The organism is Martelella mediterranea, from assembly GCF_021021415.1.
GTDB classification, from domain to species: Bacteria; Pseudomonadota; Alphaproteobacteria; order Rhizobiales; family Rhizobiaceae; genus Martelella; species Martelella mediterranea_C.
In genome coordinates, this window is the sequence record NZ_JAINWJ010000001.1 from 334,341 (window position 1) to 357,543 (window position 23,203).

At 62.8% G+C, this 23,203-nt stretch carries 20 protein-coding genes; 7 read left to right on the forward strand and 13 right to left on the reverse strand.

The window, feature by feature from the left end; all coding sequences use genetic code 11:
- Window positions 1-102 precede the first annotated feature (102 nt).
- Together ttcA and gndA are read left to right on the forward strand one after the other, a co-directional pair.
- Window positions 103-951 (forward strand): tRNA 2-thiocytidine(32) synthetase TtcA, encoded by an 849-nt coding sequence (ttcA, locus tag K7H91_RS01530; protein WP_419197426.1) that lies wholly within the window; start codon window positions 103-105, stop codon window positions 949-951.
- Window positions 952-1,188: 237 nt separating this feature from the next.
- Complete coding sequence (gene gndA / locus K7H91_RS01535; protein WP_230718417.1) at window positions 1,189-2,613, forward strand: NADP-dependent phosphogluconate dehydrogenase; 1,425 nt, start codon at window positions 1,189-1,191, stop codon at window positions 2,611-2,613.
- 77 nt (window positions 2,614-2,690) lie between these two features.
- On the opposite strand, the gene K7H91_RS01540 is transcribed toward gndA, so the two are convergent.
- A complete protein-coding gene (locus tag K7H91_RS01540; RefSeq protein ID WP_230718418.1) occupies window positions 2,691-3,794 on the reverse strand; it encodes a sensor domain-containing diguanylate cyclase in 1,104 nt (367 codons plus the stop codon).
- Between the two features lie 277 nt (window positions 3,795-4,071).
- On the opposite strand from K7H91_RS01540, the gene K7H91_RS01545 reads away from it, so the two are divergent.
- Genes K7H91_RS01545 through K7H91_RS01555 form a run of 3 tightly spaced genes read left to right on the forward strand, consistent with a single transcriptional unit; the run spans window position 4,072 to window position 6,624 of the window.
- On the forward strand, window positions 4,072-4,761 hold the full coding sequence (locus K7H91_RS01545) for a fumarylacetoacetate hydrolase family protein (protein WP_230718419.1): 690 nt from the start codon (window positions 4,072-4,074) through the stop codon (window positions 4,759-4,761).
- A gap of 34 nt (window positions 4,762-4,795) precedes the next feature.
- Window positions 4,796-5,338 carry a gamma carbonic anhydrase family protein gene (locus K7H91_RS01550; RefSeq protein ID WP_230718420.1) on the forward strand — a complete coding sequence of 181 codons (543 nt, stop codon included), beginning with the start codon at window positions 4,796-4,798 and terminating at the stop codon, window positions 5,336-5,338.
- The gene (locus K7H91_RS01555; protein ID WP_230718421.1) at window positions 5,338-6,624 is read left to right on the forward strand and encodes a sensor domain-containing diguanylate cyclase; all 1,287 of its coding nucleotides are present in this window, start codon (window positions 5,338-5,340) and stop codon (window positions 6,622-6,624) included. Before K7H91_RS01550 ends, K7H91_RS01555 begins: the two co-directional genes overlap by 1 nt.
- A 16-nt stretch (window positions 6,625-6,640) precedes the next feature.
- Here K7H91_RS01555 and K7H91_RS01560 read toward each other — a convergent pair whose 3' ends face one another.
- Genes K7H91_RS01560 through K7H91_RS01570 form a run of 3 tightly spaced genes read right to left on the reverse strand, consistent with a single transcriptional unit; the run spans window position 6,641 to window position 8,671 of the window.
- Window positions 6,641-7,072 (reverse strand): Fur family transcriptional regulator, encoded by a 432-nt coding sequence (locus K7H91_RS01560; RefSeq protein ID WP_419197427.1) that lies wholly within the window; start codon window positions 7,070-7,072, stop codon window positions 6,641-6,643.
- Window positions 7,069-7,866 carry a zinc ABC transporter permease subunit ZnuB gene (gene znuB / locus K7H91_RS01565; protein WP_230718422.1) on the reverse strand — a complete coding sequence of 266 codons (798 nt, stop codon included), beginning with the start codon at window positions 7,864-7,866 and terminating at the stop codon, window positions 7,069-7,071. Before znuB ends, K7H91_RS01560 begins: the two co-directional genes overlap by 4 nt.
- Complete coding sequence (locus tag K7H91_RS01570; protein ID WP_230718423.1) at window positions 7,859-8,671, reverse strand: metal ABC transporter ATP-binding protein; 813 nt, start codon at window positions 8,669-8,671, stop codon at window positions 7,859-7,861. Before K7H91_RS01570 ends, znuB begins: the two co-directional genes overlap by 8 nt.
- 123 nt (window positions 8,672-8,794) lie before the next feature.
- Between K7H91_RS01570 and znuA the strand changes: the two genes are divergently transcribed.
- Window positions 8,795-9,781, forward strand: coding sequence for a zinc ABC transporter substrate-binding protein ZnuA (znuA, locus tag K7H91_RS01575; RefSeq protein WP_230718424.1), 987 nt, complete (start codon window positions 8,795-8,797; stop codon window positions 9,779-9,781).
- A 105-nt stretch (window positions 9,782-9,886) separates the two neighbouring features.
- Here znuA and mgrA read toward each other — a convergent pair whose 3' ends face one another.
- The 7 genes from mgrA to K7H91_RS01610 form a co-directional block, all read right to left on the reverse strand.
- A complete protein-coding gene (gene mgrA / locus K7H91_RS01580; RefSeq protein WP_419197428.1) occupies window positions 9,887-10,939 on the reverse strand; it encodes an L-glyceraldehyde 3-phosphate reductase in 1,053 nt (350 codons plus the stop codon).
- Window positions 10,940-11,045: 106 nt separating this feature from the next.
- A complete protein-coding gene (locus K7H91_RS01585; protein WP_230718426.1) occupies window positions 11,046-12,167 on the reverse strand; it encodes a Gfo/Idh/MocA family protein in 1,122 nt (373 codons plus the stop codon).
- Between the two features lie 11 nt (window positions 12,168-12,178).
- Window positions 12,179-12,940: a sugar phosphate isomerase/epimerase family protein gene (locus K7H91_RS01590; RefSeq protein ID WP_230718427.1), complete on the reverse strand. Its 762-nt coding sequence runs from the start codon at window positions 12,938-12,940 to the stop codon at window positions 12,179-12,181.
- Between the two features lie 87 nt (window positions 12,941-13,027).
- Window positions 13,028-14,122, reverse strand: a complete 1,095-nt coding sequence (locus tag K7H91_RS01595) for an ABC transporter ATP-binding protein (RefSeq protein ID WP_230718457.1) — start codon at window positions 14,120-14,122, stop codon at window positions 13,028-13,030.
- Window positions 14,123-14,125: 3 nt separating this feature from the next.
- A complete protein-coding gene (locus K7H91_RS01600; RefSeq protein ID WP_230718428.1) occupies window positions 14,126-15,022 on the reverse strand; it encodes a carbohydrate ABC transporter permease in 897 nt (298 codons plus the stop codon).
- Window positions 15,023-15,026: 4 nt separating this feature from the next.
- Window positions 15,027-15,920, reverse strand: a complete 894-nt coding sequence (locus K7H91_RS01605; protein ID WP_230718429.1) for a carbohydrate ABC transporter permease — start codon at window positions 15,918-15,920, stop codon at window positions 15,027-15,029.
- Between the two features lie 76 nt (window positions 15,921-15,996).
- Window positions 15,997-17,229, reverse strand: a complete 1,233-nt coding sequence (locus K7H91_RS01610) for an ABC transporter substrate-binding protein (RefSeq protein WP_230718430.1) — start codon at window positions 17,227-17,229, stop codon at window positions 15,997-15,999.
- A 555-nt stretch (window positions 17,230-17,784) separates the two neighbouring features.
- On the opposite strand from K7H91_RS01610, the gene K7H91_RS01615 reads away from it, so the two are divergent.
- Window positions 17,785-18,852: a LacI family transcriptional regulator gene (locus tag K7H91_RS01615; RefSeq protein WP_230718431.1), complete on the forward strand. Its 1,068-nt coding sequence runs from the start codon at window positions 17,785-17,787 to the stop codon at window positions 18,850-18,852.
- A gap of 12 nt (window positions 18,853-18,864) precedes the next feature.
- On the opposite strand, the gene K7H91_RS01620 is transcribed toward K7H91_RS01615, so the two are convergent.
- Both K7H91_RS01620 and K7H91_RS01625 read right to left on the reverse strand, forming a co-directional pair.
- Window positions 18,865-19,254, reverse strand: a complete 390-nt coding sequence (locus K7H91_RS01620; RefSeq protein ID WP_230718432.1) for a YbaN family protein — start codon at window positions 19,252-19,254, stop codon at window positions 18,865-18,867.
- 188 nt (window positions 19,255-19,442) lie between these two features.
- Window positions 19,443-23,186, reverse strand: a complete 3,744-nt coding sequence (locus tag K7H91_RS01625; RefSeq protein WP_230718433.1) for an AsmA-like C-terminal region-containing protein — start codon at window positions 23,184-23,186, stop codon at window positions 19,443-19,445.
- Between the last annotated feature and the right edge of the window lie 17 nt (window positions 23,187-23,203).

The following is a 23,203-nucleotide window of genomic DNA, read 5'->3' on the forward strand; positions in this document are numbered from 1 at the left end:
GATACCGGTTTTCCGTCCGGACGAGCGGAAAACAAAAGGTTAGAGCCGGTTCGCGATTCAACGAAAAGCAAACAGGCTCTAGCAAACCAAGCGCCCGGAGCGATGATGAACGAACTGGCTGACGATACCCTGCCCGATGCCTTCCAGGCATTGTTCGCCGATGCGCCCTCCTCCGTCGGTTTCGGCAAACTGCGCAAGCGGCTGCTCAGGCAGGTGCGCCAGGCGATCGCCGATTTCGACATGCTGAAGGGGCAGAAGCGCTGGCTGGTGGCGCTGTCGGGCGGCAAGGACAGCTATGGTCTGCTTGCCGTGCTGCTGGAGCTGAAATGGCGCGGCCTGCTGCCGATCGACATCATCGCCTGCAATCTTGATCAGGGTCAGCCGAATTTTCCCAAGCACGTGCTGCCGGATTACCTCACGAAGGTCGGCGTTCCGCACCGGATCGAATATCGCGACACCTATTCGATCGTCACCGAGAAACTGGCTCCCGGCTCCACCTACTGCGCGCTCTGTTCGCGGCTGAGACGCGGCAATCTCTACCGGATCGCGCGCGAGGAGGGCTGCGATGCGCTGGTGCTCGGCCACCATCGCGAGGATATTCTCGAAACCTTCTTCATGAACCTGTTCCATGGCGGCAAGCTCGCCACCATGCCGGCGAAACTGCTGAACGATGAAGGCGATCTGATGGTGCTGCGCCCCCTCGCCTACGCCGCCGAGGACGATCTCGCCCGGTTTGCCGAGGCGATGCGGTTTCCGATCATCCCCTGCGATCTCTGCGGCTCGCAAGACGGACTGGAGCGCAATGCCATGAAGCAGATGCTGGCGGACATGGAAGCGCGCATGCCCGGCCGCAAGGATGTGATGCTGCGGGCGCTTTCAAGCGTCAATCCCTCGCATCTTCTGGATCCCTCGCTGTTCGATTTTTCCGGGCTAACCGCCACTAGACGATAGCTGGGAATTTCAGGCCTCCGCGATTTGTGACAGAACGGCAAAACTTTTCGGCCGCCCGGCGAAAAGCGCCGGTTTTGCGCCGCCACGTCTTGCCGTTTGTCCGTGGCGGTGCCACAAAAGGCCAACCCCGGCTCGTCGCGCACTCCCCGGCGCAGTTGAAGGCAATCCGGGTTTTCGAAATTGCGCATCATTGCCCACGGCAATCCACATGATGCGCCAAAGACAAGAGGTGATGTCTTGGAAAAAGCAGAAATCGGACTGATCGGGCTCGGAGTGATGGGCTCCAACCTCGCCCTCAACATTGCCGAGAAGGGCAACAGGATCGCGGTCTACAACCGCACGGCCGACAAGACGCGCGCATTCTACGCCGGCGCCGGCGAACTGCAGAAGAACATCGTCCCGACCGAGACGCTTTCTGATTTCGTCGCGGCCATCCGCCCGCCGCGTCCGATCATCATCATGATCAAGGCCGGCGATCCTGTTGACGAGGAAATGGAAAAGCTGCGTCCCTATCTCGGCAATGGCGACATCATCATCGATGCCGGCAACGCCAATTTCCACGACACCCGCCGCCGCTTCAAGGAGCTTGACGGCACCGGCCTGACCTTTATCGGCATGGGCGTGTCGGGTGGCGAGGAAGGCGCGCGTCATGGTCCCTCGATCATGGTCGGCGGCACCGAGGACAGCTACAAGCGCGTCGAGAAAGTGCTGACCTCGATCTCCGCCAAATTCGACAACGACCCTTGCTGCGCCTGGCTCGGACCTGATGGCGCCGGTCATTTCGTCAAGACCATCCATAACGGCATCGAATATGCCGACATGCAGATGATCGCCGAAATCTACGGCATCCTGCGCGACGGCTGCGGCATGGATGCCAACGACATCGCCAACGTCTTCGGCGAGTGGAACAAGGGCCGCCTGAACTCCTTCCTGATCGAGATTACCGAGAAGGTGCTGCGCGCCGCCGATCCGGAAACCGGCAAGGCCATGCCTGACGTGATCGTCGATGCCGCCGGCCAGAAGGGCACCGGCCGCTGGTCCGCGATCGAGGCCCAGCAGCTTGCCGTGCCCGCCACCGTGATCGAGGCGGCCGTTGCCGCCCGCTGCATCTCCGCCATGCGCGGCGAGCGCGCCGCTGCCGAGCCGATGTTCAACAAGGAAGAGCTTTCCTTCGGCATCGAAGCCGGCCCCTGGCTCAACCGCGATCTTGAACTGGCGCTGTTCGCCGCCAAGATCGCGGCTTACGCCCAGGGCTTCGATGTGATGGCGTCTGCCTCCGAGGAATATGGCTGGAACCTGCCGATGCCGGAAATCGCCCGCATCTGGCGCGCCGGCTGCATCATCCGCTCGCAGTTCCTGGACGAGATCACCAAGGCATTCTCCGATACCCCGGATGTCGCCAACCTGATCGTGACGCCGGCCTTCTCCGAGATGGTCAATGAGTGCATGCCGTCGCTGCGCCGGATCGTGTCGGCGGCAACCGCCGCCGGCCTGCCTGTTCCGGGCCTTGCCTCGGCGCTCACCTATTTCGATGCCTATCGCCAGTCGCGCGGCACCGCCAACCTGATCCAGGCCCAGCGCGATTTCTTCGGCGCCCATGGCTTCGACCGTCTCGACGGCCTCGATATCCATCACGGCCCCTGGGGCAGCGGCGCGGCCTGAGCCGGCCGCAAGGCGTAGCAAATTAGAAAATCGGAAAGCCCCGGCGACGGGGCTTTTTTCGTATTCCCGGGTGAGCCTCAGGCGGAACGGGTCTTCTGCCTTCGGTCGGTTTCGGGTTGATAGGTGCACACGCGGTTGCGGCCGCTGTTCTTGGCATCATAGAGCGCCTTGTCGGCATGTTCTATGACCTGGAACACGGAGAGGGCCGAAGCGTTCGCTTCGGCGACCCCGATGCTGACCGTCACGGTGACCTCCTCCGTCACCGCCTGGAAGCGCTCTTCCATGATCTGAAGCCTGATATCCTCGGCGATGCGCTGGGCATTGTGCAGCGTGGCTTCCTTGACCACCACGCAGAATTCCTCCCCGCCATAGCGCACCACCAGATCGAAGCCGCGCATGCGTCCGCGGACAACCTCGGCAAGCCGGCGCAGAACCCTGTCGCCAAAGGCATGGCCGTGAATGTCGTTCAGGGATTTGAAGCCATCGATATCTATCATCAGGACGGCGAAGGGATGACGCTCCGCTTCGGCGGCGACCTGCCGGTCGAACGCCTCAAGCGCCCGTCTGTTCTTGAGGCCGGTCAGCGGATCGCGTTCCGCCTCGCGCTTGTAGGCGCGATACTCGGCCTCGCGACGATCCTCCATGGCAAGCAGATAGCCGAGGATCATGGTTCCGAGCAGATTGCGGATAATGAGCGCCGGCGTTGTCGACGATACCAGCGGCACGGGCGCGAAAACGCCCGCAACCAGTGACAACGACAGCAAAAGCCCCAGAATGGCAAGGCCGATGGGGTCGCGTCGCCCGCCGCTAAGCCGCGCATAGACAAGACCGATCACCGCGGCAAGCGCAATGGCGACACAGCCGGCAAGCGCGCCCGCACCGCCAATATTAACACGCATCGCGATGGTCAGGGCGGATGCGATCAAAGCGGCGAGCGGACCGCCGAAGAGCGCCGCAAGCGCAACCATGGCCGTCCGGATATCAAGGATGACGCCCGGCACGACCTCGAGCGGATTGGCCATAGCGACCACCGCACCGAATCCGAACAGAAGACCGATCGCCAGCGATGAACGGACGATTGAAAAGCGTGCGCGCCGGATCAACCTATAGGCGAGCACGATGAGGGCCGCCATGCCGACCTTTTCAAGCATGGCAATGACGATTTCCAGATTCTCAAGCATCGCGTCCTGAACCGCCAGGTCTTTCTTTAATCTTCGAAGCCGCTAAAACACAGCCATCGAGTTTCAACAACAAGGCCCGCATCTCGCTGAAGGGCGCCGTCGGAGCAAGGAATGTCCGATACATATCGCTCCGCCGCAAAGTTGGTAGGGTTAACGCTGGACCAGCGCAACTTAAGTTCCTACTTTGCGGCCGGTTTTGCTTCATCCGGCCCGACGTTGGAGCCAGGCTGTTGTCAAAATGCACCTGTCATGGTTCCCGCTTTCAGGACAAACACCGATGTCATCATTCGTCATACCCTCTCCGCCCGCCGTGACCCTGCCCGTCAGAGGCAGTGCAAGCACATTTCCCGTTCGCCGGGTCTATTGCGTGGGTCGCAACTACGCCGCACACGCGGTGGAAATGGGCCATGATCCCAGCCGCGAAGCGCCGTTCTTCTTCCAGAAGAACCCCGACAATCTCGTCGCCCACGGCAAACCCTTTCCCTATCCCGTCCAGTCGCGGAACGTCCACCACGAGGTTGAGTGTTTCGTTGCCCTGAAAAATGGCGGCGCCGATATCAGCGTCGGTGAGGCCCTGGAGTGTGTATACGGTTATGGCGTGGCTGTGGATTTCACCCGGCGCGACATTCAGGACGAAGCCAAGGCGAAATCGAGGCCGTGGGAAATGGCCAAAGCCTTCGAGGGTTCCGCGCCCGTCTCCGCAATCGCGCCCGCCGCCGAAATCGGCCACCCCGCGCGCGGCGCGATCAGCCTTGTGCGCAACGGCACGGTGGTCCAGAACGGCGATCTCTCGCAGATGATCTGGAAGACCGCAGAAATCATCGCCGAGCTTTCCCGTTATGTGCGCCTTGCCGCCGGCGACGTCATCCTCACCGGCACGCCCGCGGGCGTTGGACCGGTCGAGCGCGGTGATCGCATTGCGTGCACCATCGAGGGCGTTGGAGAGCTTGCATTCGAGGTAATCTGATATAGTGTCTGTCTGCGTTTGAGAGGAGATAGACGTGCCGCTTTACAACCTCGCCGATAAACGGCCGCAGTTGCCGCCTGAAGGCAGATTCTGGATCGCTCCCGACGCGTCGGTGATCGGCGACATCATCGTCGGCGAGGATGTCGGCATCTGGTTTGCCGCCGTGCTGCGCGGCGACACCGAGCCGATCACCATCGGCAGGGGCAGCAATATCCAGGATGGGGTCATCATCCATACCGACTTTGGATTCCCGACCACGATCGGCGAAGGCTGCACCATTGGCCACCGCGTGATCCTGCATGGCTGCACGATTGGCGACAACAGCCTTGTCGGCATGGGGGCCACGATCCTGAACGGCGCGACGATCGGCCGCAACTCGCTGGTCGGCGCCAATGCGCTGGTGACCGAGGGGAAATCCTTTCCCGACAACAGCCTGATCGTCGGATCGCCGGCCCGCGCCGTGCGCGAACTCGATGCCGATGCCATCGCCGGCCTTCGTCAGTCGGCCGAAAACTACATCGCCAACTGGAAGCGTTTCAGCCGCGATCTCGGGCCGGCGGAGTCCCGGACGTCATGATGCTGCGACGCGTAGCGAGCCTGTCGAGCACGGACCAGTTGCTCGACGAGCAGATTGAACTCAACCTGAGAAAACGGGGTGTGCTGCTTCGCTTCACGCGCCCGCTCGAGCGCCGCTTCGTGGAGGAGATGCATCGCAGCCGCCACCGCCAGCTCGTCTGGGCGGGCGCGATCGGCATCTTGGTGATTGCGGGTTTTGCCTTTATCGATCTGATTTATCGGGAAGAATTGCTGGCCCGCATGACCCTGATCAGATCCGGCGTTGTTCTGGCCTTGCTGTCAGCGCTAACAGTTTTGATCATGCGCGATCTCGACACCCGCCTTCCGGGTTGGATTTCGGTTTTCGGCGTCGCTGTCTCGGCGATCGGCACCGGGCTGATGCTGAAGACGCCCGGCAACCCGATCGTGGAATTCGAACCTTACACTTTTATTCTGCTGGCCATCGTCGGCAATATCGCGCTGCCGCTGCGCACGTCACAGGCCGTAGTTGCCGCCTCGGTCAACTTCGCCATCGCCGCCTTCTTCATTCTTCCGCTGCCGACACTGCTGCCGATGGAAAAGGCCTCTCCGCTGATCTTTCTCGGCGTGACAAGTCTGCTCACTTTGCTGGCGAGCTATCGCATCGAGTCGGTCGAGCGGAAGGTGTTCCTCCTCTATCTGCGGGAAAAGGTCTATGCCGACGCGCTCTATGCCAAGTATCGCTCGCTCAACGATATCTCGAACACGGATGCGCTCACCGCGCTCGCCAACCGCCGCCTGTTCGACGATTTCCTGAAACAGAGCTGGACGGCAGCAGCGGAGGCGGACCAGCCGCTGAGCATGCTGATGATCGATATCGATCACTTCAAAGGCTATAACGATACCTACGGTCATCCCGCCGGCGACGAATGTTTGAAACGGGTCGCCGCCGCGCTCAAGGCATCGACCCGGTCCGACGAGGATCTTCCCGCCCGCTTCGGCGGCGAGGAATTCGCACTGGTGCTGCCGAACAGCGACGAAGATGCGGCCCTTGCCCTCAGCGACCGTATTCATGACGCGATCGCAGATCTCGCCATCCCGCACGCATCGAGTCCGAGCAAGCGGCTGTCGGTCAGCATCGGCATCGCCGTCGAGCATCCGGCGACGACCCAGCACGATTCGCGCAACCTCTTGATCAGGGCCGACCGGGCGCTTTATGCCGCCAAGCGCGCGGGCCGCAATTGTACGCAGGTCGACCTCTCCATGGATCCCGCTCCGGAATTTGCCGACAATGCCGCGAAGGCCGCGAAGGCCGCCCTGCGAAACTGAGCTCGCATAGACGGCATCATGCCTCGCCGGCAGCGCATTCCGCGCATAACCCACGCATTTCCACGGTCATGGCGCCGGGCCGGAACCCTTTCGACCGCGCCAACTCGCCAAGCGCGTCCTCGATATCGTGGGCATGAAACTCGATCACCGCGCCGCAGCCCTCGCAAATCGCGAAGGCCGTCATGCCGTGATGGCTGCAATCCTGATGCGGATGGGCGCAGGCGACATAGGCGTTCAGGCTCTCCAGCCGATGGACCAGCCCGGCCTCGGTGAGTTTTTCAAGCGCGCGATAGACCTGCAGCGGCGCTTTGAAGCCGTGATCGCGCAGCCGGTCCAGAATGGTATAGGCGCTGATCGGCGCCTCGCTGCCGCTGAGGCAGTCGAACACCAGCGCCTGGTTGCGTGTCAGCTTTTCGTCGGGCCTTTTCATCTCGTCCCTCGTTTTCATCGCGGCCGCCTTGCCGCTTCGGGCACCAGCGTCACCAGAAAGATCAGCATGGCGGCCACCACGATCGAAGGACCGGATGGCGTGTCATAATAGAGCGAGGAATATAATCCCGCCACCACGCTCACAACCCCGATCAGCGATGCGAACACCGCCATCATCTCCGGCGTGCGCGCGAAGCGGCGGGCGGTGGCGGCCGGCACGATCAGGAGCGAGGTGATCAGCATGATGCCGACGATCTTCATCGCGATCGCGATCACCAGCGCCATCAGCAGCATGAAGATGAAGCGCACCGTCTCCGGCCGCATGCCCTCGGCCTGGGCGATCTCGGGCGAGACCGTCGCTGCCAAAAGCGGTCGCCACAGGCCCGCGACGGCCGCGACCACCACCAGCCCGCCGAGCCAGATCGTGGCGATATCGGTACGGGTTACCGAGAGGATGTCGCCGAACAGGAAGCTGATCAGATCGACCCGGATCCAGGTCAGGAACGATACGATCACCAGGCCGATCGCCAGCGTGGAATGGGCGAGGATGCCGAGCAGGCTGTCGGTGGAGAGCGCCCGCCGCCGCTCCAGCATGATCAGCATCACCGAGACGATGGTGGCCACCACGAACACGCTGAGCGTCAGGTTGACCGTGAACAGCAGCGACAGCGCCACGCCGAGCAGGGCCGAATGCGCCATGGTGTCGCCGAAATAGGCCATCTTGCGCCAGATGATGAAGCAGCCGAGCGGACCCGCCATCAGCGCGACACCGATGCCGGCGACCAGAGCGCGGACGAAGAAATCGTCAAGCATGTTCCTGCGCCTCGTGATGATGGCCGTCATCGGGATGGCAATGTTCGGTGACCGAGCCATCGGCATGGCGCACCTTGCCATCGGGCAGATGGGTATGATCGTGATCATGGCGATAGAGCGCGAGCGCGCCATCGCCGCGGGCGCCGAGTAGCGACTGATAGGCCTCGCTTCCGCTCACGACCTCCGGCGTACCGGTGCAGCAGACATGGCCGTTGAGACAGACGACCGTATCGGTCCGCGCCATCACCACATGCAGGTCGTGCGAGATCATCAATATGCCGCAGCCCTGGCGTTCCCGGATGCGCGAGATCAGAGCGTAAAGCGCGATCTCGCCGGCATGGTCGACGCCCTGCACCGGCTCGTCCAGCACCAGCAGGTCGGGCTTGCGGGCAATCGCACGCGCCAGCATCGCGCGCTGGAACTCGCCGCCGGACAGCGTCTGGACTTCGGTCCTTGCGAGATGGGCGATGCCGACCTCCTCCAGCGCTTCGGCGATCGCGTCGGCTGGGAGCGGCCCGGTCAGGGTCATCAAGCGACGCACCGTCAGCGGCAGGGAATGGTCGATGGCAAGCTTTTGCGGCACATAGCCGACGGTCAGCCCCGCGGCGCGCTCGACGCTGCCCTCATCGGGCGCGAGAACTCCGAGCGCCATCCGCGCGCTGGTAGATTTGCCCGCGCCATTCGGCCCGATCAGGGTGACGATCTCGCCGCGGCGCACGCTGAAGCCCACGCCGCGCACGAGCCACCTTCCATTGCGGTGGAGCCCGGCATTGTCGAGCGAGACCAGCAGGTCATTCGAGTGCATTTTTTCAAAACTCCGTCTTGTCCGCGTCTATGGCATACGTTATAGCGTAACGCAATTGATGTAATAACATTACGTCGAACTGCAATCCCCGGGCTTCCCGCCTTCGAAAAGAATGAGGATCTCATGAAAACGTCCCGCCTGCTTCTCCTCACGACGGCCGCGATGGCCCTCGCCCAGACCGCAGCGGCAGAAGATGCCCTCAAGGTCGTGACGTCGATCAAGCCGCTCTATTCGCTGACGACCGCGCTTACCGCGGGAACCGCGACCGAAACGACGCTTCTGGTGAAGGGCGCCGCCTCGCCCCACACCTACAGCATGACGCCATCCGAGGCGCGCGCGCTCCAGAATGCCGATGTCGTGTTCTGGATCGGTCCGGCGCTGGAGCATTTTCTCGACAAGCCGCTCGACGCGCTCGGCGGCAATGCCGAGATCGTGGAACTGGAAGACGCCCCCGGCGTGGAGACGCTGGCCCCGCGCGAAGGCGGCGCTTTCGATGCGCATGACCATGATCACGAAGGCCATGATGAAGACGGGCACGACCATGCCGACCATGATCACGAAGCCGGTCATGACGATCACCATGACCACGGCGAAGTCGACCCGCATATGTGGCTTGACCCGATGAATGCGAAGGCCTTTGCCGCCGCGATGGCGGAAACGCTGTCGGAAAACGACCCCGCCAACGCCGAGATCTATGCCGACAATGCCGAAAAGCTCGACGCCCGGCTCGATGCGCTGACGACCGACATTCAGGCCCAGATCGACGCCGTGAACGCCAAGCCCTATGTCGTCTTCCACGATGCCTACCACTATTTCGGCCATCGCTTCGGCATCGAGGCCGCGGGTTCGATCACCGTTAACCCCGAAGCCCCGCCGAGCGCACAGCGCATCCGCGAAATCCACGACAAGCTGACCGAACTGGGTGCTGCCTGCGTCTTCTCCGAGCCGCAGTTCCCGCCGAAGATCGTCGACACGGTGATCGAGGGCACGGATGCCCGCACCGGCGTTCTCGATCCGCTGGGCGCGGGCCTGGAGGACGGACCGGATCTCTATTTCCTGCTTCTGGAAAACCTCGCCGGCAATCTCTCCGACTGCTTTGTGGCCGAGTAATCCGCCATGAAGGCATTGCCCCGGGCGCGCATGGCCGGGGCGATGTGGCCTGCGGGCGAGTAGTGCCCCCGCAGGCCTTTTTTTGTCCGCCGGTCCGGGACCCGGCTACTTCTGCCGTTCCGGTCCCTTGCGTTCGGCCGATTTCGCCCAGAGATTGATGTCGGCCTCGCGAGCATATTTGTCGATTTCGGCAAGTTCCGCCTCGGTGAAATCGGGATTATCGAGGGCCTTCACGCAATCGAGCACCTGTTCGGGACGGCTTGCGCCAATCAGCGCGGTGGTGACCCGCCCGCCGCGCAACACCCAGGCCAACGCCATCTGTGCCAGCGTCTGGCCGCGCCGCTCGGCGATCGCGTTCAACGCCCGGATATGCTCAAGCGTGTCCTCGCGCAGGAATTCATGGCGCAGCGATTTGCCCTGCGCCGCCCGACTGTCATCGGGAATGCCTTTCAGATATTTCGACGTCAGCATGCCCTGGGCCAGCGGCGAGAACACGATCGAGCCGAGCCCGAGTTCCTCGAGCGTATCCAGCAGACCGTCCTCCTCCACCCAGCGATTGATCATCGAATAGCTCGGCTGGTGAATGACGAAGGGCGTCTTCAGTTCCTTCAGGATCTTGTAGGCCGCGCGGGTGCGTTCGGAGTTATAGGAAGAAATTCCCACGTAAAGCGCCCTGCCCGACCGCACGATCTGATCGAGCGCCATCATGGTCTCCTCCAGCGGCGTGTCGGGATCGAAGCGGTGGGAATAGAAGATATCGACATAGTCGAGGCCAAGCCGTTTCAGGCTCTGATCGCAGGAGGCCAGCAGGTTCTTGCGGCTGCCCCACTCGCCATAGGGCCCGTCCCACATGCCATAGCCGGCCTTGGAGGAGATGATCAGTTCGTCGCGCAGGCCGGAAAATTCGTTGCGCAGAATATCGCCGAAGGCCTTTTCGGCGGAGCCGGGGGGCGGGCCGTAATTATTGGCGAGATCGAAATGGGTGATGCCGGCATCAAACGCGGTCTGGCAGATCGCCACCTTGCGGGCGCGCTCGGTATCGTCGCCGAAATTGTGCCACAGGCCGAGCGAAATCGCCGGCAGCTTGAGCCCGGACGCGCCGCAGCGGTTGTATTTCATCGTATCGTAGCGGGTCTTCGAGGGTGTCCAGCGCATCATATCCTCCTGCCTGAAGACGGCCGGGACGGCCCGGCCATGAAAAAGGCGGCAGAACGCCGCCTCTTGCGATTCGATTATAGGCAAGGCGGGCGCAAAGCGCCACGCCCTACCGCAGCAGCGCCCTGGCCGCCTCCGCATCCAGCGCCGCCGGCTGGGTGCAGGTGGTGGAAAGCGGGACGAAGGCGCCGGTCTCCCCGGACTTCAGGATCGCGGCCATGACGTCGACGCCGTGCAGCGCGCGGGCGAGCGAGCAGCGGGCATCGCGGCCCTCGATCAGCGCCACCGCCATATCGGCCAAGCCGGCCGTGCGGTAATTGGCGCGCTCGCCCTGATTGGGCTTGCCGAAGGGGTGATCCTGGCTGTCGAGCTCGGATGTCTTGCCATCGCGGCCCGCCGCCTCGACCTTGCCGCCGAAGAAGTTGGGGTCGGGCACGAACAGCGTTCCCTCGGTTCCGTAAAGCTCCATGTTCGAATGACGGTGCACCCACACATCCCAGCTTGCGGAAAGCGAAATGGTCGCCCCGTTCTGAAATTCCAGAAGCGCATGGATATTGGTCGGCGTCTTTACCGGGATGATCTCGCCGCGGCGCGGTTCGGAGGTGATGGTGCGGGTCTCGTTCGCCATCGAGGTCAGCGCCGCCACCTGTTTCACCGGGCCGATCAGGTTGATCAGATTGGCGATGTAATAGGGGCCGAGATCGAGCACGGGGCCGCCGCCGGGCAGGAAGAAGAAATCCGGATTGGGATGCCACATCTCCATGCCCGGGCTCATCACGTGGCAGGTGCCGGAGGTCACCCGGCCGATGCCGCCCTCGTCGATATATTTGCGGGCGCGCTGGTGGGCGCCGCCCAGAAACGTGTCCGGCGCGCAGCCGACCGAAAGCCCCTTTTCGGCGGCGATCCGGCCGAGCTCCTTGCCCTCGTCGACGGAAAGCACCAGCGGCTTTTCCGAATAGACGTGCTTGCCCGCCTCGAGAATCCGCTTCGACATCTCGTAATGCGCGCCCGGAATGGTGAGGTTGACGATCACGTCAAGCTCGTCGTTCTGGAGCAGTTCGTCGACGCTCTGTGCCGTCACGCCGTATTCCTCCGCGCGCGCGGTGGCCGGCGCCGGATTGATGTCGGCGCAGGCGAGCACCTTGAGGCCGCGAAACAGCGGCGCGAGAGAAAAATAGGTCGCGGAAATATTGCCGCATCCAAGGATGCCGACACCAAGTTCGCTGGTCATGAATGCCTCGTTCAGAAAGACTGGAAGGATGCGATCGACCGCTCGATAAGCCGGTCGATATCGTTCGGATTGTCGTGCTCGACGATGTAGTGGCGGATCGGCAGCGGCTTCAGGACGCCCATCAGACCCTTCCAGTCGACCGTGCCGTGGCCGACATCGGCCCAGCCATCCTCATTCTCGTTTTCGCCCGGCTCGGCGATATCCTTGACATGGACGGCGCTGAGGCGATCCTTGAACGTCTCGATCCAGTGCAGCGGATCGGCGCCGCCGCGAATGACCCAGGCGATATCGGCCTCCCAGGCAAGCGAGGGTCCGCCTTCCATCAGATGCGTCATCGGCACGCTGCCATCATCAAGGGCGGCAAATTCGAAATCGTGGTTGTGCCAGCCGAACACGAGGCCGGCATCGCGCATGGGCGCGCCGGCCTTTTCCAGCCGGGCCCCGAAATCGCGCCAGCCGTCAGCCGTTTTCGGACGGTCATCCGGCATCAGGAAGGGGCAGAACACGCTGTCCATATTCAGCGCCGATGTGATCTCGAGCACGCGTTCGGGCTCGTTTTCCAGCATGTTGAGGCTGAAGTGACCGGTCGGCATGGCAAGCCCGATCGCCGCCAGATCGGAGGAAAGCCGGTCGAGCGCTGCCTGGTCGAGATCGTTATAAAGCGCGCCGTAGCCCTCGACTTCAGCGTAACCCGCTGCCGCGAGTTTCTTGAAGATGGTCGAAAACGGCTGGTAGTTGCGCGCGCTGTAAAGCTGGAATCCTAGTTTTGTCATCTGTTTCCTCCGGCTGCCGCCATCGATCCGACCGGCAGGCCCTGTCTGTTATTCATGCCGCGCGGAATGCCCCGTCGCGGCCTTGCTTCAAAGCCGCAGTTCGGTCTTCGCATCGAAGACCGAGGCAAGCGGAATATCAAAGGCGAAGCGGATCTTCTGGCCGACCTTGTAGCGGACATTGCCGTTGACCCTGACCGTGATCAGATGGCCTGCATGTTTCAGCCACAGCAGGCTGTCAGCGCCCATCGGCTCCTCAAGGTCGACGGTCGCCTCGTGCACTTCGAGGTTTTCCTCCGACAGCGCCTTGTCGATGACGATATGTTCCGGCCTGACGCCGAGCGTCACCTTGCCGGATTCCGGCAATTCGCCATTGGCATCATAGCCTTCGAGCGAGAAGTCGACGTCATTGGTGCGGAACACCGGCTTGCCGTTCTCGCGGCGCAGTTCGCCATCCATGAAGTTCATCGGCGGCGAGCCGATGAAGCCGGCGACATAGCGATTGACCGGGCGGTTGTAGATCGTGGTCGGCTCGTCAAGCTGCTGGATAACGCCGCCGCGCATGATCGCGATCCGGTCGGCCAGCGTCATCGCCTCGATCTGGTCGTGGGTCACGTAAACCATCGTGTTTTCAAGCGATTGGTGAAGCCGCTTGATCTCCACCCTCAACTCCGACCTGAGCTTCGCGTCGAGGTTCGACAAGGGCTCGTCGAACAGGAACACATCGACATCGCGCACCAGCGCACGACCGATCGCGACGCGCTGGCGCTGCCCGCCGGAAAGCTCGGCAGGCTTGCGTTTCAGGAGCGGCTCGATCTGCAGGATTTCGGAGGCGCGCTTGACGCGCTTGTCGATCTCAGCCTTCGGCACCTTGGCGACCTGCAGGCCGAAGGACAGGTTCTTTTCAACCGTCATCTGCGGATAGAGCGCGTAGGACTGGAACACCATGCCGATGCCGCGATCCTTCGGCTCCAGCCAGGTGACGTTCTTGTCCTTGATGAAGATCTGGCCGCCGGTGACGTCCAGCAGCCCGGCAATGCAGTTCAAAAGCGTGGACTTGCCGCAGCCGGACGAGCCGAGCAACACCAGGAACTCGCCGTCATGGATATCGAGATCGAGGTTCTTGAGGACGTCGATCGCTCCGAAGGAGAGCGAGAGGTCCTTGATGGAAACACTGGTATTCATCATTTACCCTTTCACCGCGCCGGCGGCGATGCCGCGCACGAAAAGCGGTCCGGAAACGAAATAGACGGCGAGCGGGACAAGGCCGGTCAGAAGGGTCGCCGCCATGTTGACATTGTACTCCTTCACGCCCTGCACCGCGTTGACGATGTTGTTGAGCTGGACCGTCATCGGATAGTTCTGCTGGCCTGCGAAGATCACGCCGAACAGGAAGTCGTTCCAGATGCCGGTGGTCTGGATGATCATGCCGACGACGAAGATCGGCAACGACATCGGCAGCATGATCTTGAAGAAGATCTGCCAGAACCCCGCGCCATCGACGCGCGCCGCCTTGAACAATTCCTCCGGCAGCGAGGCGAAATAGTTACGGAACAACAGCGTCAGGATCGGCATGCCGAAGATGGTGTGCACCAGCACGATGCCGGGAAGCGTCGAGAACAGGTGCAGTTCGCGCAAAATGATCACCAGCGGATAGAGCATCACCTGATAGGGGATGAAGGCGCCGAACAGGAGCACGGTGAAGAAGAACTCCGAGCCCTTGAAGCGCCAGTTGGCAAGCGCATAGCCGTTGACCGAGGCGACCGCGATCGAGATGATGATGCCGGGCACGGTGATCTTGACCGAGTTCCAGAAACCGACGCTGATGCCTTCGCAATAAAGCCCGGTACAGGCCCCGCTCCAGGCCTTGACCCAGGGTTCGAAGGTGATTTCCACCGGCGGGGCGAAGATGTTGCCCATGCGGATTTCCGGCATGCCCTTCAACGAGGTCACGATCATCACGTAAAGCGGGATCAGATAATAGACCGCGGCCACGAACAGGATGGAATAGAGAATGATCCTGGAGGGGGCGAGCCGGCGTTTCGGACGCGGACCCGCAGGTCCGTTCAAAGCGATGTCAGCCATGTTGCTACCTCTTCTTGCCTCTGAATTCCATCAGTGCCCAGGGCACGAGGATGATGAACACAGTGACCAGCATGACGGTGGAGGCCGCCAGCCCCTGCCCGATATTGCCGCGCTGGAACATCAGGTCGTAGACATATTTCGCCGGCACTTCGGAGGCGAAGCCGGGTCCCCCTTGCGTCATGGCGACGACAAGGTCGTAGACCCGGACGATGCCGGAGGCGACGATCACCAGCGTGGTGACGAACACGCCGCGCATCATCGGAATGACGATGAAGATATAGGTGCGCCATGCCGGAATGCCGTCGATCTTCGAGGCCTTCCAGATTTCGCCGTCAATGCCGCGGAGCCCCGCCAGCATCAGCACCATGACGAGGCCCGTGCCCTGCCACAGCCCGGCGATCACGAGCGCGTAAATCACGGTGTGCTTGTTGCCGAGCAGCGCGAGATTGCCGCCGGGAAGCCCGAGTTCATCGAGAAATTTCGGCAGGCCGAGGCCGGGATCGAGAATCCATTGCCAGACCAGACCGGTCACGATGAAGGAAAGCGCGAAGGGATAGAGGAAGATGGTGCGAAAGGTGTTTTCGAAGCGGATCTTCTGGTCGAGCAGCGTTGCCAGAATGAAGCCCACGACGAAAGAGAAGATCAGGCTGAGGCAGCCATAGATCAGCAGATTGCCGATCGCGACATTCCAGCGCGTGGTGCCGAACAGGCGATCATACTGGGCAAGGCCGACGAAGTTCTCGCTCGGCAGAAGCCTTGAATCGGTGAATGAATAGATGACCGTCCAGGCGGTGCAACCGATGAAGATGACCACCGCGGTGAGCATCATCGGTATGGCCGCGATCTTGGCGTTCAGGTTCTTGAACAGACCCATCGGACGGCGAGCGACATCAGCCATTGCTGCTCCCCTCACGAGATTGGTGCAGAAAGAAAGGCGGAGCGGGCAAACCCGCCCCGCCGCTCAACCGGGCAAATTACATTGCCTGTTCGATGATTTCCTTCTGCCGCTCCATGGCTTCATCGACCGACATGTCGGAGGAGAAGAATTCGAGCGCGAGGTCGGTGATCTGACCCTGCGTATCGGAATCGAGCAACTGCTCGGTCGACGGCAGCACGTTTTCCGGGTTGGCGAGAATCTCGATACCCTTCTTCATGCAGGCATTGGCGGCTTCCAGATCGACATCGCCACGCACCGGCAGCGAGCCCTTGACCAGATTGAACTCAACCTGGGTTTCGGGCGAGACCAGCATCGAGGCGAGCTCGAGCTGGGCGGCCGTGATTTCCGGATCATCCGTCTTCGGGAAGTAGAAGGCATCGCCGCCGGTATCCAGAACCGGGTTGTTGCCGAGGCCCGGCAGGCAATCATAGTCGACGCCGGCTTCCTGGCCGGCCTGGGCGAATTCGCCCTGCGCCCAGTCGCCCATGATCTGGGCCGCGGCATCGCCCTGGATCACCATATTGGTGGCGACGTTCCAGTCGCGGCCGGAATAGGCATCATCGACCATGTCGCGGGCCTGCGCGAAGGCTTCCCAGATGGCGCGGTTTTCATCGCTCATCACCGCTTCGGGATCCTTGTCGCCATTGACGGCGAGATAGTTGTCGACGCCGCCGATCGCGACCTGCATCACGTTGCGGATGCCGTCGACCTGCCAGGGCTGGCCGGTGGCAAGCGGAATGACGCCGGCTTCCTGCAGTTTTGGCGCCGCTTCCACCAGCTCGGCCCAGTTGGTCGGGACCGGAATGCCATTGTCCTCGAACACATGCCGGTTCAGCCACATCCACTGCCAGGAGTGGATGTTGATCGGAACGCAATAGATGCGGCCATCATATTCGCAGGCTTCGAGAAGCTTGGCCGGGCGGATCTTGCTGGCCCAGTCTTCCTTCTCGGCAAGCTCGGTCAGATCGAGCATCAGGCCGGCCTTGATGAGCTCCTCGGCGTCGCGGCCGGTGTTCATCTGGGTTGCGCCCATGGGGTTGCCGCCGAGAATGCGGCTGACGATGATCGGATTGGCGGTGGTGCCGGAACCGGCGATGGCGCTGTCGACCCAGTTATTGCCGGTCTCATTGAAATTGTCGGCAAGCACCTTCACGGCGGCAGCTTCGCCACCGGAGGTCCACCAATGGGTTACTTCGAGATCGGTCGCGCTGGCGGAAAGCGGCATCGCGACGCCGGCAGCGAGCGCTGCGGTGAGAATTGCATGTTTCATCTTGTCCTCCCAACTGAAACGTTGCCGGAAAACGGTATTCAAATTCCCGGAAGCTGGCAACCTTTTTGTCGAAGTTTTTGTTTCCGTGCGACTTTAGTCGGAATTTTTCCCGCCCCGACCACAAGCCGTATTGCAATGCAAATATCAAATCAAATCATTATTTTAATTGTGTTTTTTACATAAAATCGGATTCCGAAACGGCGCTTCTTCGCTAACGCAAACAATGCGGTGACCTATGCGTCATGACGCCGCCTACGCCTTGAAAATCAGGAACTCGAACGGCCAGAAACACTTTTCTGTATCGTTTCAGCTCTTGCCGCGCTAGACTGCCGTCATCCCCTTTCCCTGACGGGAGGAGGCTGCTTGACGCTTGGCAAACAGCGCTTTTTTGCGCATGGATTGCCGGGAGACGCTATAAGCGTCGGCGACAGGCGGGGCCGTTCAGGACGGGCGGGAGAGGTGCAACCTCGAAACGCAGACGAGCCGCGCGCGACCAGTTTCGCGCGGCAAGGCGCGTTTGCAATCAGTCCGGTTGCCGGCGAATGAGGAGACGCAATGAAACCGACGACAAGCCGAATAGAGGGTCGAACAGGCGAGACCGCGAACGCCCGGCCGACGCTGAAGACAATCGCCTATATGACCGGGCTCGGCGTCACCACCGTCTCGCGCGCGCTGAAGGATGCGCCGGATATCGCCGAACACACCAAGGAACGGGTGCGGCTGGTCGCCAAGCAGCTCGGCTACATGCCGAATCGCGCCGGCGTCAGGCTCAGGACCGGCAAGACCAATGTCATTGCGCTCATCCTCAATTTGGAAGAGGAAATCATGGGCATGGCCGGTCAGATGATCTTCGGCATCTCTGAAATCCTGGCCGACACGCCCTATCATCTCGTGCTGATGCCGCAGCCGATCCATCACGATCAGATGACGCCGGTGCGCTATATCCTCGATACCGGCTCGGCCGATGGCGTGATCATCTCGCGCATCGAGCCCGACGATCCCCGCATCAAGCTGATGCGCGAGCGCGGCATGCCGTTTGCCGCCCATGGCCGCACGGACGGCAGTATCGACTATCCGTTTCATGATTTCGACAATGACGCCTATGCCTTCGACGCCGTGGAAATGCTGGCGGGGCGCGGGCGGCGGCGGATCGTCAGCCTGCAGCCGCCGAGCCACCTGACCTATTACAAGTATTTCCGCTCCGGCTTCGAACGCGGCCTCAGCCAGTTCTCCCTGGAGGAGACGCCGCTGACATCGATCTCGACCGATTCGCCCCTGACCGAGATCCGCAGCGGCATGCTCGCGACGCTGCGTTCCAGCCATCCGCCGGACGCCGTGATCGCCTGCAGCGGCAGCAGCGCGATCCCGATCATGGCGGCGCTCAGGGACTGCAACCTGACGCTCGGCCGCGAGGTTGACGTGGTGGCCAAGCAGCCGGCCGACTTCCTGAACTGGATCAATCCGGAACTCATTGCCATGAGCGAGGATTTCAGCCAGGCCGGGCGCGAACTCGCCCGCGCCGTTCTCGCCCGCATCGACAATGCCGGATCGAAGCCGCTGCAAAGCATCAGCAAGCCAGACTGGTCGAAGGCGCCGGCGGCAAGGACGCGGGAAAACAGCTAAAACCCGGGGAGATCAGCCGTCAGCAGCCATTCTGGACGGCGAAGGGCGGGTGAGGACGTAGAGCGCGCAACAGGCGAGCAAAAACGCGACGCCGGCCTGCAGCCACGGCCATGCGCCGGCAAACAGCAAAACCGAGACCATGCTGCAGCCCATGGCCGCCACGGCAAGCAGCTTGGCCGGCAGCGAGATCGCGCCCTCGCGCCGCCAGCGGCCGAGATGCGGGCCGAAATGAGGATGGTTCATCAACTTTGCCTCAAGCTCCGGCGAGGAGCGGGCGAAGGCGGCGGCGGCAACGATCAGGAACGGCACGGTGGGCATCACGGGCAGGACCGCGCCGACAAGGGCAAGCGCCACCATCACCCAACCAAGCCCGATCAAAAGCCTGCGCTTCACCGTCTTCATTCAAGTCTGCCCTTCATCCGATTAGCCACACTGTGGCTCTACCGCATTGTTTTACCGCGACAACCTTGCCGAATCCATAGCGCCAGGCTGCGGCAAAAAAAGCATTGCCCGGCGCAAAGTCTGTTCCAACAGTGCCCGGTTTGCGCCTCACATGCTCCGCAATACCGGCGATATTTTGACCGAGCCGTTCAGGGGCTGGACGCGCCGTCCTGGCGCACTTCCTCCGCCCCGTCGATGATCGATTCGATCAGTCGGTCCCAATCGCTCTTCTCCGGCGCTTCGGGAACGACCTCTGCCGGCGCGACGGAAATCGGCGCGGCTTCTGCCGGCTGATCGGGCGCGGCCCCACCGGCGTCGCCCGGCGATGCCTGATCTGACGAAGGCTCACCGGCGGCACCCGCCTCGGCGTTGCGGGCGGCCTCGGCGGCGCGGCGCGCCTCTTCTTCCTGCCGCTGCCGTTCCGCCTCCTCCTGACGCTGGCGCTCGCGCGCCTCTTCCCGGCCTTGGTAGAGGGCCGCCTCACGGCGCAGGCGCTGTTTTTCGAGAATGTCGGCCTGCAGGCGTTCCACGCGTTCGCGCTCGCGCTCGACCGCCCTCAGCGCCAGATAATTGTCGATCTCGGTGAGATCAAGGGTGCGGTCCGGCGCGGCAAGCGGGCCGTTGAAGCCGATCGTGAAGCCGGCGCTCGCCCCCTCCTCGCCCTCATCGCCAAGCTTGAGCGCGACATCGAGCGCGGCGTCCAGATCGCGCGTGTCCAGATCGGCCTCCATCGCCGCATAGACGCTGGCCTCCGGCAGATCGACCAGCACATTGCGCGCCTGCAGCGTTCCGTCGGTGATCGCAAACGGGATCGCGATATCGCCCGCGTCAAAGCTGCCATCGCCGAAGAGCAGTCCGCGGACCTCCTCCTCGATCGCCTCATTGGTGATCTCGATGCCCTGGGAATCGGCCCAGGCGAGCAGCTCGTCCCTGAAGCCGAGATCGAGGCCGTTGAAGGTCGGCGATTTGAGCGTGACGATGCCGGAACCGCTGGCCTGCGATTTCAGGCCCCGCGCGGTATCGGCGGTGGTTTCCACGACAAGGCCGAGATCGAACGCGCCCGCGACGACGGGCGTCCCGTTCGCCTGCCAGAGATTGTCCGGCAGAGTTGCGTCGGCAAGATTGATCTGGGCCTGGAAATAGCCGTTGCCATCGGTGTTTCCAAGCCGCATGTCGCCGGAAAGCGTGCCACCCATCAGCCGGCCCGAGAGCCCGTTGAGCGCCATGCCGCCGCCGCGGAAATCGAGCTTGCCGCCCATGCCGGTCACCGGCTCGGCAAGACCGAGATCGAAGGCGCCCGCCTGAAGGTCCACGCTCGCCTCCGCCGTCCCGAAATAGGCGCGGTCGAAGGGCACATCCGAAAGATTGCCCTCGGCATCGGTGAAATCGGGACCGAACACGGCCTCTGTCAGCCAGGCCATATCGAGCCGGTCGAGTGCGAGCGCGCCCTTGAGCGAGGCCACCGGCCCGCCCCTTGCGAGCGAAAGCCGGCCGGCAAGGCCATTGCCGTCAAGCGTTCCGTCAATGGCCGAAAGCGTATAGGTCTCATCGTCGATATCGAGCGCCGCCTTCAGCGACACCGGCACCCCGAAGGCCGTGCCGGGAACGGCAAAGGCGTTCATCGCCAGATAGGGTTCCAGATCAGGGCTTTCGAGCGAAACCGAATAGCGGCCGTTCAGGAAATCGCCCGCCGCAAGGCTCGCCTCGCCGCTGGCGGAGAACCGGGTCTCCCCGCTTGCCGTGCGAAAGCCGATGGTGGCCGGCCCCTCGGCACCGTCGCGATCGACGGAAAGCGACACCTGCGCGCCCGCCGGCGCGGGGATCGGCAGCGGCATCAGGCCCGCCTGTCCGAACAGCACCGCGGCATCCGGGTTCGAGGCCTGAAGCTGGCCGCTCATGCCGCCCTGCCCCGTGAGCGAGTCCATCCGCCACGAGCCGGAAATGCGGCTGCCATTGGCGCTGCCCTGGATCACCGCGGCGGCTGCGGTTCCATCCTGCCCGAAGGTCAGATCCGCCTCGAGACTGGTATCGTTGTACCAGAGCGCGCCATCGCCGAGCATGGTCAGCAGCGGATGATCGCCGGCCCGTTCGCGCAGCATCGCCACGAAATCGGTAATGTCTCCGGCGAAAAGCGTCAGGCGGGCGGAGCCGGTCGGCATATCCCGCATCGTCTGTGCCTGCCCCGAAAGCGTGATCGCCGCGCCCGCGAGATCGTCGATCTTCAGGCTCTCGATCGTCACCGCGCCGGCCTGATAGGTGAAATCGGTATCGACCACATTGGCCGTCAGGTCGAAGGCGTTGACCGCGCCGGCCCTGAGCGTGGCGTGAATGCGATGCTGGCTGAGACCACTATCGATATCCTCGCCCACCATCAGCCCGGCAAGAGCCCTGAGCGCGTTCAGATCGATGACATTGCCGGAGAGGTCGAAATCGAGCGTCGGCGTCGCCGCGCCGTCGGCCTGGCGCGACAGGGTGCCGTCGAGCACGGCGTCGCCGGCGACGATCTGCAGGTTTTCGAAGGCCTGCGTCTGCGGCGTCAGAATAACGTCGGCGGAAAAGCCGGCGCGGTCGAGTTCGCGGATTTCCGGGCTGACCTTGCCGGTCAGCCATTGCGAAAGTCCGCTTGGCTGGCGCGAGGCGACCAGGAGCGAGCCCGAAAAATCCGTCGTGTCGCCGACGGCCAGCCGCCCGGACGCTTCCACCTGGGTGCGGCCGGGCAGGATCGCCGAGCCGTTTTCGATCCGCCAGCCATCGCCGTCCGGCGAGGCGTCGAGCACGATCGAGCGGATCGTGGTATCGCCGGAGACCAGCGCCGGCAGGCGGAAGGTCACCTTGCCCGGCAATTGCGGGATTGGCACGTCCCTGATGAAGCCGATCAGCACGTCGAGGCGCTCGCGCGCGCTTGGCGGCGCGACCCGGCCCTTCTTCAGATTGGTGTCGTAATCGGAAAGCCGCTCGACATTGAATTGCTGGCCGTTGGCCGTCAGCAGAAAGGTGCCGCCCGGCCGTGTGTCGAAATTGCCCTCGCCCGAGATCACATAGGGATCGACGCGGGTGCCGACCTCCAGCCGGTATTCCGGCACCGCGAAGGAGTTGTTGGTAAGCTCGAACTTGCCGGCAACGCGCGGCGGCGGCACGTCCTGTTCCTCATCTGCGGTCACGGCGAGACGGAAGTCGCCGGCATAGACCGGCGCGCCGGTCGCAAGCGACACATCGCCTTCCATCGACGCCAGAAGCGGCCATTGCAGGGGCGCAGCGGTCAATCGCACCCGCACGGAGCGGGTTTCGGGGTCGGGACGGCCGGTCAGGATCGAGAAGCTTCCGGCGCGGCCATCGAGCACGCCCGTCCCCTCCATGCGCCACGGGCCTTCGATCGCGTTGGCGGAAAGCATGGCGTCGATGTCGGTCAGGCTGCGCATCCGCCCGCTTGCCGCATCCGAGAGGTGGATTTCGCCATCGCGCACCTCGACATCCTCGAAGATCACGCGGCGGGAGGCGATGGCACTCTCGCCGGTGTCGGTCCATGAGAGCGCGCCATCCTCATCGAGCGAGAGATTGAACACGGGGTGTTCGAGCTGCATCTTGAAGATGCGCATCTCGCCGCTGAGGAAGGGCGCCAGTTCCGCGTCCATCGAGAAGGATTCGGCCGTCGCAAGCGGCGTGCCGGCGGCATCGCGGCCGACGCTGACATCGTGCATGGTAATCGCCGGAAACGGCAGGATGCGGACATCGACGTCGCCGAGCACCTCGACCTTCTTGCCGATCACCCGGCTCGCCTGCACCTCGAATTCCCGCCGGAAGCTGCTCCAGTCGATGAAATAGGGAGCGACCAGCGCGACACAGAGGACGAAAACCAGAAAAGCGCCAATGATAACCAGTATTCGTGCCAGCAAACCTGCTATTCCTCTGT

Bases quoted from the DNA above. Each gene is read 5' to 3' on its own strand.
- ttcA (WP_419197426.1), top strand. From the start codon at position 103: ATGATGAACGAACTGGCTGACGATACCCTGCCCGATGCCTTCCAGGCA.
- K7H91_RS01540 (WP_230718418.1), bottom strand. From the start codon at position 3,794: ATGCTTGAGAATCTGGAAATCGTCATTGCCATGCTTGAAAAGGTCGGC.
- K7H91_RS01545 (WP_230718419.1), top strand. From the start codon at position 4,072: ATGTCATCATTCGTCATACCCTCTCCGCCCGCCGTGACCCTGCCCGTC.
- K7H91_RS01555 (WP_230718421.1), top strand. From the start codon at position 5,338: ATGCTGCGACGCGTAGCGAGCCTGTCGAGCACGGACCAGTTGCTCGAC.
- K7H91_RS01560 (WP_419197427.1), bottom strand. From the start codon at position 7,072: ATGAAAACGAGGGACGAGATGAAAAGGCCCGACGAAAAGCTGACACGC.
- znuB (WP_230718422.1), bottom strand. From the start codon at position 7,866: ATGCTTGACGATTTCTTCGTCCGCGCTCTGGTCGCCGGCATCGGTGTC.
- K7H91_RS01570 (WP_230718423.1), bottom strand. From the start codon at position 8,671: ATGCACTCGAATGACCTGCTGGTCTCGCTCGACAATGCCGGGCTCCAC.
- znuA (WP_230718424.1), top strand. From the start codon at position 8,795: ATGAAAACGTCCCGCCTGCTTCTCCTCACGACGGCCGCGATGGCCCTC.
- mgrA (WP_419197428.1), bottom strand. From the start codon at position 10,939: ATGATGCGCTGGACACCCTCGAAGACCCGCTACGATACGATGAAATAC.
- K7H91_RS01585 (WP_230718426.1), bottom strand. From the start codon at position 12,167: ATGACCAGCGAACTTGGTGTCGGCATCCTTGGATGCGGCAATATTTCC.
- K7H91_RS01590 (WP_230718427.1), bottom strand. From the start codon at position 12,940: ATGACAAAACTAGGATTCCAGCTTTACAGCGCGCGCAACTACCAGCCG.
- K7H91_RS01595 (WP_230718457.1), bottom strand. From the start codon at position 14,122: ATGAATACCAGTGTTTCCATCAAGGACCTCTCGCTCTCCTTCGGAGCG.
- K7H91_RS01600 (WP_230718428.1), bottom strand. From the start codon at position 15,022: ATGGCTGACATCGCTTTGAACGGACCTGCGGGTCCGCGTCCGAAACGC.
- K7H91_RS01605 (WP_230718429.1), bottom strand. From the start codon at position 15,920: ATGGCTGATGTCGCTCGCCGTCCGATGGGTCTGTTCAAGAACCTGAAC.
- K7H91_RS01610 (WP_230718430.1), bottom strand. From the start codon at position 17,229: ATGAAACATGCAATTCTCACCGCAGCGCTCGCTGCCGGCGTCGCGATG.
- K7H91_RS01615 (WP_230718431.1), top strand. From the start codon at position 17,785: ATGAAACCGACGACAAGCCGAATAGAGGGTCGAACAGGCGAGACCGCG.
- K7H91_RS01620 (WP_230718432.1), bottom strand. From the start codon at position 19,254: ATGAAGACGGTGAAGCGCAGGCTTTTGATCGGGCTTGGTTGGGTGATG.